Annotated in this window: 6 protein-coding genes; 2 read left to right on the forward strand and 4 right to left on the reverse strand. The window is 55.2% G+C overall.

All coding sequences use genetic code 11. The features are described from left to right. Nucleotides 1-278: hypothetical protein (locus tag ACFWW2_RS21955; RefSeq protein ID WP_393931879.1), on the forward strand; the 278-nt coding region annotated here is incomplete at its 5' end. A gap of 5 nt (nt 279-283) precedes the next feature. On the opposite strand, the gene ACFWW2_RS21960 is transcribed toward ACFWW2_RS21955, so the two are convergent. From ACFWW2_RS21960 to ACFWW2_RS21970, 3 genes are read right to left on the reverse strand one after another with little or no spacing between them, the layout of a single operon-like run. Beyond that, the gene (locus ACFWW2_RS21960) at nt 284-868 is read right to left on the reverse strand and encodes a YdeI/OmpD-associated family protein (RefSeq protein WP_393931881.1); all 585 of its coding nucleotides are present in this window, start codon (nt 866-868) and stop codon (nt 284-286) included. Then, on the reverse strand, nt 868-3,939 hold the full coding sequence (locus ACFWW2_RS21965) for an efflux RND transporter permease subunit (protein WP_393931883.1): 3,072 nt from the start codon (nt 3,937-3,939) through the stop codon (nt 868-870). The genes ACFWW2_RS21960 and ACFWW2_RS21965 overlap by 1 nt, the downstream gene beginning before the upstream one ends. Before the next feature lie 4 nt (nt 3,940-3,943). Then, entirely contained in the window at nt 3,944-5,020 is a 1,077-nt protein-coding gene (locus tag ACFWW2_RS21970) for an efflux RND transporter periplasmic adaptor subunit (RefSeq protein WP_393931885.1), read from the reverse strand. A gap of 116 nt (nt 5,021-5,136) precedes the next feature. Between ACFWW2_RS21970 and ACFWW2_RS21975 the strand changes: the two genes are divergently transcribed. Beyond that, the gene (locus ACFWW2_RS21975; RefSeq protein WP_393931887.1) at nt 5,137-5,784 is read left to right on the forward strand and encodes a TetR/AcrR family transcriptional regulator; all 648 of its coding nucleotides are present in this window, start codon (nt 5,137-5,139) and stop codon (nt 5,782-5,784) included. Nucleotides 5,785-6,505: 721 nt separating this feature from the next. Here the strand turns inward: ACFWW2_RS21975 and ACFWW2_RS21980 are convergent. Beyond that, nucleotides 6,506-6,935: hypothetical protein (locus ACFWW2_RS21980; RefSeq protein ID WP_393931889.1), on the reverse strand; the 430-nt coding region annotated here is incomplete at its 5' end.

Genomic DNA, 6,935 nt, shown 5'->3' on the forward strand with positions numbered 1-6,935 from the left:
CATCGGAACCTCCTCTGTCGACTGAGAAAGCCTCAATCGTCGGACAGGTTCGTCAGTTCACAAAATGCGCGACGTCAGGAAAAATGCGAAACATCAGCCAAAAACGCCAATGCCGCGCGAGCGGCTTCGTCCTTGAGCCCATAGTGACCGATGCTGTAGTGGGCATGAATGTCAGCTTGCGCAGCGACAACCAAGGCGTCGATGGAAGATCAAATACGCTGCAGACTAGCAACGTTTATCTTCTCAATCAGTCGCTAGAGAACTTAAATTTCTGTTAATGACACTACATTTGTGGAATTTTCGCGTCCCGCGCCGTGTAGTCAACAATTTGCGCAATCCGCTTGATCCGTGTTTGTGGTGTTTTGGCCAGCTTGACCCAGCGTAACAGATTACGCCTGTAAGACGGCGCGCTTTGATCGAAGTTCCGTGCCGCAATCGGTGTGCCATCAAGTGCCGCACGCAAATCGTCGGGCACGATCAGTGCATCCACATCGGCCCAGTAATCCCACAGCCCGTTTCCATTGGACGCTGCAATTGATTTTAGCCCTGCATCGGTCATTCGCCCATCGGCAATCAGCCGCGCAGCGCGGTCTTTGTAGCTTTTGGCCCAAGCTTGGGTCTGTCGTGGTCCGATCATTTGCATTGTGCGGTCATCATCCAGTTTGCGGCGGATGCCATCGATCCATCCGAATGCAATAACCTGATCCAAAATGTCCCGCGTGGATATATACTTATCAGGCGCGCTTTTCTTGAATGTGACCAGCCAAACATTTTCCGACTGGGTATGATGCGCGGACAGCCAATCGCGCAGCTCTGCAACGGAGCTGACCTGCACCTTCTCAAAACGGTCTGTCGGGATACCCGCCATTATGCAGCTACCATCTCACGGGCGACACGTTTGTCCGCGCGTCGTTCTTTACGCAGATATGTATGGTACAGCACCGGCACCCCGATCAGCGTCAGGATCGACGCAAAGCCCAGCCCCCCCATGATCGTCACCGCCATGGCCGCAAAGAACCCATCCGCCAAAAGTGGCAACATGCCCAGTATTGTCGTGCCAGCCGCCAAAACCACGGGGCGCAAACGACTTACACTTGCGGTGATGATCGCCTTATCTTGTGGCAACCCTTCGGCTTTTTGCGCATCGATCTCCTCGACCAGCACAATGGCGTTTTTGATCAACATACCAGACAGCGATAACAGACCCAGCATTGCGGTAAAGCTGAACGCCAGGTTTGCATAAAGCAGCCCAAGGGCGACGCCATTGATCGCCATCGGCACAATTGTCCAGATGACCGCTGTTTGGCGCAGCTTGCCAAAAAGCAGAACGGTGATGAGCAGCATGGTTCCGAAGGCCAGCGGCATTTGACGGCCCAACGACGCTTGCGCCTCGCCTGCGCTTTCGAACTCACCACCCCATTCAAGGCGGTAACCGACGGGCAGATCAATCGCTTCAATCAGGGGGCGGATTTCGGCAAAAACAGTTGGCGGTGTCAGCCCGTCGATGACATTCGCTTGCACGGTGATTGTCGGAACACGGTTGCGCCGCTCAATAACCGGGTTTTCAGCCACCACTGCAAACCCGTCAATGACTTGGCTTAAGGGCAGATAGCCCCCGATGGCGTTTGAATAAACAATCTGGTCCAGAAGTTGCCCGTCACGTGCGGTCTCTTCGCGTGGCGTGCGCACGATAATGTCGATCAAGCGGTCTCGTTCGCGGTAAGTGCCTGCGGGTATCCCGTTCGTGGCTAGCGCAATGGCATTTGCCACGTCGCTGCGTGCTATCCCGGCGGCTTGTGCGCGGTCTTCGGCATAGATGGGGCGAGTTATGATCTCACGTTCGCGCCAGTCGCTGTGTTCACTATGTAGAAGCGGCGTGGCATCACGCAGGATATCGGTGGCTTGGGCAGCGAGTTGGCGCAACACGTCGGGGTCGGGGCCTGAAAAGCGCGCTTCAATATCGGAACTGACGGGCGGGCCATAGATGATACGTTTCGTTTGCAGTTCCGCCCATGGCAGCGCTTCGATCCCGAACTGGTCTAGCTCGGCGCGTAACGCGGGGATTGCCTCTGGCGATGTGGCGCGGATAACCAGTTGCCCGTAAGAGCTGTCGCGACGCGCTGGGTTATAGGTGAGGATAAACCGCGTCAGACCTTGGCCAACGGTTGCCGTTACAGCTGCAACATCATCGCGGCCCAAAAGCCAGTCTTCGATGACCTTCAAATCATTTGAGACTTCGCCAATCGCGGTGCCTTGGGCGGCCTTATATTCAAGGTAAAACAACGGCGCTGTTGCGGGTGGAAAGAACTGTTGCTTGACCTGGGCAAAGGCCATCACGCAGGCGACAGTCGTGCCGATCAACCCAGCAATGACCAGCCATCGCAGCTTGAGCGCCCAGCGGACGACACCGCCATAAGCGCGAAAGACAGGGCCGTCATAGCCGGTATCATCACCGACCAGACCGCCAGTTTTGAACAAATAGTGACCCAACAGCGGCGTCACCGTCACGGCGACGAACCATGACAGCAACAGCGAGATTGCGATCACCGCAAAAAGCGAGAACATGAACTCGCCCGTTGCGTCAGGTGACAGACCGATCCCAGCAAAGGCCATAATGCCAATAATCGTCGCCCCCAGCAGTGGAATCTGGGTTTTCTTAGACGCAGTATCCGCAGCCTCGCGCGAGGAGCGCCCTTTGCGCATTTCCTGCTGCATGCCTTCCGCGATGACGATGCCATTGTCGACCAGCATACCCATCGCGATAATCAACGCGCCAAGGCTGATACGTTCGACTTTGACGTCAAAAAGATACATGAAAAAGAAGGTGGATGTGACAGTTAGCAACAACGACACGCCAACGACAACAGCGGCGCGCGGTCCCATAAACAGCGCCAGAACCCCAATCACAACACCTACAGACATCGCTAGCGACACAAGGAAGCTGCCATTGGCATCGTCCACAACGCGATGTTGTTCGTAGATTGGCGTGACCGTGACGCCAACCGGCAAGAGATCTTCCAGGACCTTGAGCTCCGCCTCTACCCTCTGCCCAACAGTCACAATATTCTCAGATAGCAAGCCAGACACACCAAGGGTAAACACCTCTTGACCGTTGTGGCGCAGAATGTGCTCGGGATCATCAACACGACCGCGGCTGACTTCGGCGATATCAAGCAGGTTCAAAACCTCGCCCTGAAAACCAAACGTCAGGCCGCTGATCTCGCTTACGCTATCCTCCGCAGATGGGCCTTGAATGCGCAAATTGGCGCTTCCGTTGCTGACAAATCCTGTTGGATTAATTGCAGTTGACGCGCTGATCGCTCCGATGATCAGCCCCGGATCAATGCCAAGGGATGATACGATCTGCGAGGATGGTTCGACAAAAATCGCTTCTTCCGGGAGGCCTTGAATTTCGACGTTTGCGACCCCTTCGACGGTCAGCAGATCGCGGCGCATAAAGGTTGCGATGTCCCATATTTCGGCGTCCGAAAACCCCGGCGCCGATACGGCATATAGAATGCCGAACACGTCACCAAAGTCGTCGTTCACGATGGAGGGCAAGGCACCATTTGGCAGTGCAGCCCTGGCATCTTCCACGCGGTCGCGCAGATCGTCCCATATTTGCGGCAGTTCATCGCCGCCAAATTGGTCTTTGACCTCAACCTCAATCACGGAACTGCCTTGGGTGTTGCGCGATGTGACTGTCTTGATCTCATCCATCTGCTGGATTTCGGCTTCCAGCACTTCTGATATTTCTGTCGCCACCTCTGCCGCCGTCGCACCTGGATAGGGGGTGATCACCAAAGCGGATTTGAGAGTAAATGTGGGGTCTTCGAGCTTGCCTACCGACAAGTACCCTACCGCGCCACCGATCAGGGCGAAGGCCATGAAAAGCCACGTGTAGATTGGATATTCAATTGAGAAACGCGCGATTTTCATCAACCTACTCCACACTCATGCCAGTGAAGGGGCGCACGGCTTCGCCATCGCGCAGCATTTGAATGCCCGCACCAACAATCCACTGGTCTGACCCAAGGCCGGTAACGGTGATTTGTGTACCATTGGCAGAGGTCACATTCACGGGCACCCAACCAACCGTCCCGTATTCATCATCAACATTGGGCGTGTAGACCATGACCTGCGCACCATCGCTGGTCATCGTAACGGCTGATGGCGGCAGCGTCATTGCCGTTGCATCGCTGTTGCGCAAGCGCGCGGTCACGGTCATTGATGCGCCCGGAATAATACCCGTGGGCACTTGGGTGGAGGGCAAGGCCAACGTGACACGGTAACTTTGGCCGATGCTTTGCGTCTCAGCGTTGAATTCACGCAAGGTGAGCGGCACTTCGCCATCAAACAGGGGGGATGTACCGACAAAACTGATGCCTGTGACATCGGACAGGCTTTGAAACAATCGCTCTGGCACGTCGATTTCAACGCGAACTTCGGACATGTCATGCAAGCGCACGATGGGTTGGCCCGGCGATACATTTGCGAAATTGGGCGTCAGACGAGATGCGACCAGTGCGCGGAACGGGGCGTAGAGTGCTGCGTCTTCAAGTGCATCTGTAGCCTCGCCCAGCGACACTGCGGCCAGATCACGCGCCGTTTCTGCGTTTTCGGCCTGCGTTGCAGAGGCCGCGTTTGACTGCACGAGCGTTTGGGCGCGCGCCAGATCACGATTGGCTTGGGCGAGCTGTAAGGTCGCACGCTCGACCGCGCGCTCAAAGGGGGCCAAATCCATTGCGGCAATTTGGGTGCCTTCATCTAGAAACTGGCCTTCTTGGGCATCAAACATGATCAACCGCCCACCGACCTCAAATGACAGATCAACCGTTTCGCGCGCCGCTACCTGACCGAAAAACACGCGCTCAAGCTGCGCAGCGCCGCCCCCCCCCTGGATCAGCTTAACCGCCCGTATAGGCGCGGGGTCGCCCGACGGGGTCAAATCTTCGGTGTCTTGGGCGTGCAATGGAACGGCCAAAGAAAGGATGGCAGCGAATAGGATGGTCGGTCTCATCTGTCGACTTTCTGCATGGGTACTGCGCCGTACCTAGAGCATGCCACCAAGACGGCAAGTCAAAAGAGTACGGAGGAGTACTTTTCTTTTCGCAGCGCGCGGCATAGGTGTGAATTATGAGTAAGCAACCATCATACGACCGCATTCTGCACACGGCACGTCGGCTGTTTTTCGAACACGGCTTTGAAAAAGTGTCCACGGATCGGCTCGCACGCGAGGCGGCAGTATCCAAAGCGTCAATCTACCGGCACTTTGAAAACATGGCCGATATCCTACGCTGCGTGACCGAAGCCGAGGCAGTGAAATTCCGTGAAGTAACCCCGCCCAAAACCGAAACGATCCCGGAACTTCGCGAGGCGCTTGTCCGGTACGGTATCAAGCTTTTGACGTTTTTGAACGCCCGCGACACAACGGAGTTCGCGCGCCTGATGCATGAAGAAGCGCGGGGCAATCCGCATATCGGGCAAACATTCTTTGATGCAGCATATGGTCAGACCCAAAAAGATTTTGCCCTCATGTTCCAGTCGGCACAAACCAATGGCGTTTTATCTGACACGACTGACCCGATGGATATCGCCGAAGACCTAATGGGTTTGCTCGAGGGTCTGGGCATGGTGCGTGTGCAATTGGGCGTCATCAAGGTGCCGTACATCGACGTCGAAAAGCGCACGACGCGCGCAGTGGCCACGATCTTACGCATGCATGAAGCAACACCTAAGCCTGCACGCAGCAAAGGACGGCCCTCCCACGACCCTGATCTCTGACACTTCGTTCGACCTGTTGGCCCAGCTTGCGCAGAATAATACCAAAGACTAGTAGGCATCTGCCAAATTGCCATTTTGGCGAGTTCGCTGGGAGAAATACTTGAAAGCGGCCGTTGGCGCAGCCGCAGCAAAAGAGCGCTCCGTCCGCTGACCGGCCAATCCTGCCCGGAGATCGAATGGCCGGTTCGGGCTGCTCTCCGCCCCTAGCAGCCCTGCCGCGCAGTCTTACTGATAAACCGATGTGTTAATCGTTCGGAGGAATTGCCGTGAATCGCCCCCAAGCTTGTTTGGCTTGGTTTGAAAGGCAGCTCCAACATGTCCTCGCAAAGTCAGGTCCCTGGAATTCGCATTTACATTTCCTGCAGCTGCGGTGATGCAGCATACTGTTCGGCCAGTCGCGTCTCTTGGCTGAATTCAAATCTTCCGTTGCAATCGGATAGGGTACGACAGTGCTTTGAGAAAAGTCTATTTCCTTCGATACCTTCATAGTGCCTCGTACTGTTTTGCTCGTTACTCTCGAAGGCGTCCGACAACTGATATGCGTTAGTCTTCTTGTTCACGGCGATAAGGTACCCCCACCCATCGCGCATAACGTGTGGCAGAAATAGTTAACAAAAGGTTAACAAGCCCGGCGATCGCCAACCTGACCTATTGTGACCAGTCGAATGTCGGAAAACAAGAATTGGATACATCTCGAATGATACGGCAGTGAAGGTCTGGTTTAGCCGAACAAAAGATCACCGATAACTGCTGTCAGGGCGTCTTCGCTCTGCGCAGCATCGACTTTTAAGGCGTGCAGCCCCAAACCGCTGACTTCATCTCGTACACGATCGGTAAAGAGCTCATCGCGGGCCAAAAGGTTGGCGAGAGCAAGTTTCGGATTACCTGTTTTGCGTGGGATGTCCCAGGTTGTTTCACGGGCGTCAAAAGATTGACGGCGGAAGGCAGGCGTCGGCAATAGCCAAATCGCGTGCCGCTTGTTTTGAAGTAATGGCGCAACTAACAAAGGTAGCAGGCGAAACCCTTCAGCGATCACAAACCGGCCTTTCGGTAGCTCCAATAAATCGTCGATGATGAAGTGAAACCCTTCGCCCTCAAACCAATGGAAGGTTTTGAGCATCTCATTGGGTGACCGGGCGACCCATCTTTCA

The sequence above is a fragment of the Yoonia sp. R2-816 genome (assembly GCF_046762905.1).
Taxonomy (GTDB): domain Bacteria; phylum Pseudomonadota; class Alphaproteobacteria; order Rhodobacterales; family Rhodobacteraceae; genus Yoonia.

Coding starts and splice junctions, on each gene's coding strand:
- ACFWW2_RS21960 (WP_393931881.1), bottom strand. CDS start 868: ATGGCGGGTATCCCGACAGACCGTTTTGAGAAGGTGCAGGTCAGCTCC.
- ACFWW2_RS21965 (WP_393931883.1), bottom strand. CDS start 3,939: ATGAAAATCGCGCGTTTCTCAATTGAATATCCAATCTACACGTGGCTT.
- ACFWW2_RS21970 (WP_393931885.1), bottom strand. CDS start 5,020: ATGAGACCGACCATCCTATTCGCTGCCATCCTTTCTTTGGCCGTTCCA.
- ACFWW2_RS21975 (WP_393931887.1), top strand. CDS start 5,137: ATGAGTAAGCAACCATCATACGACCGCATTCTGCACACGGCACGTCGG.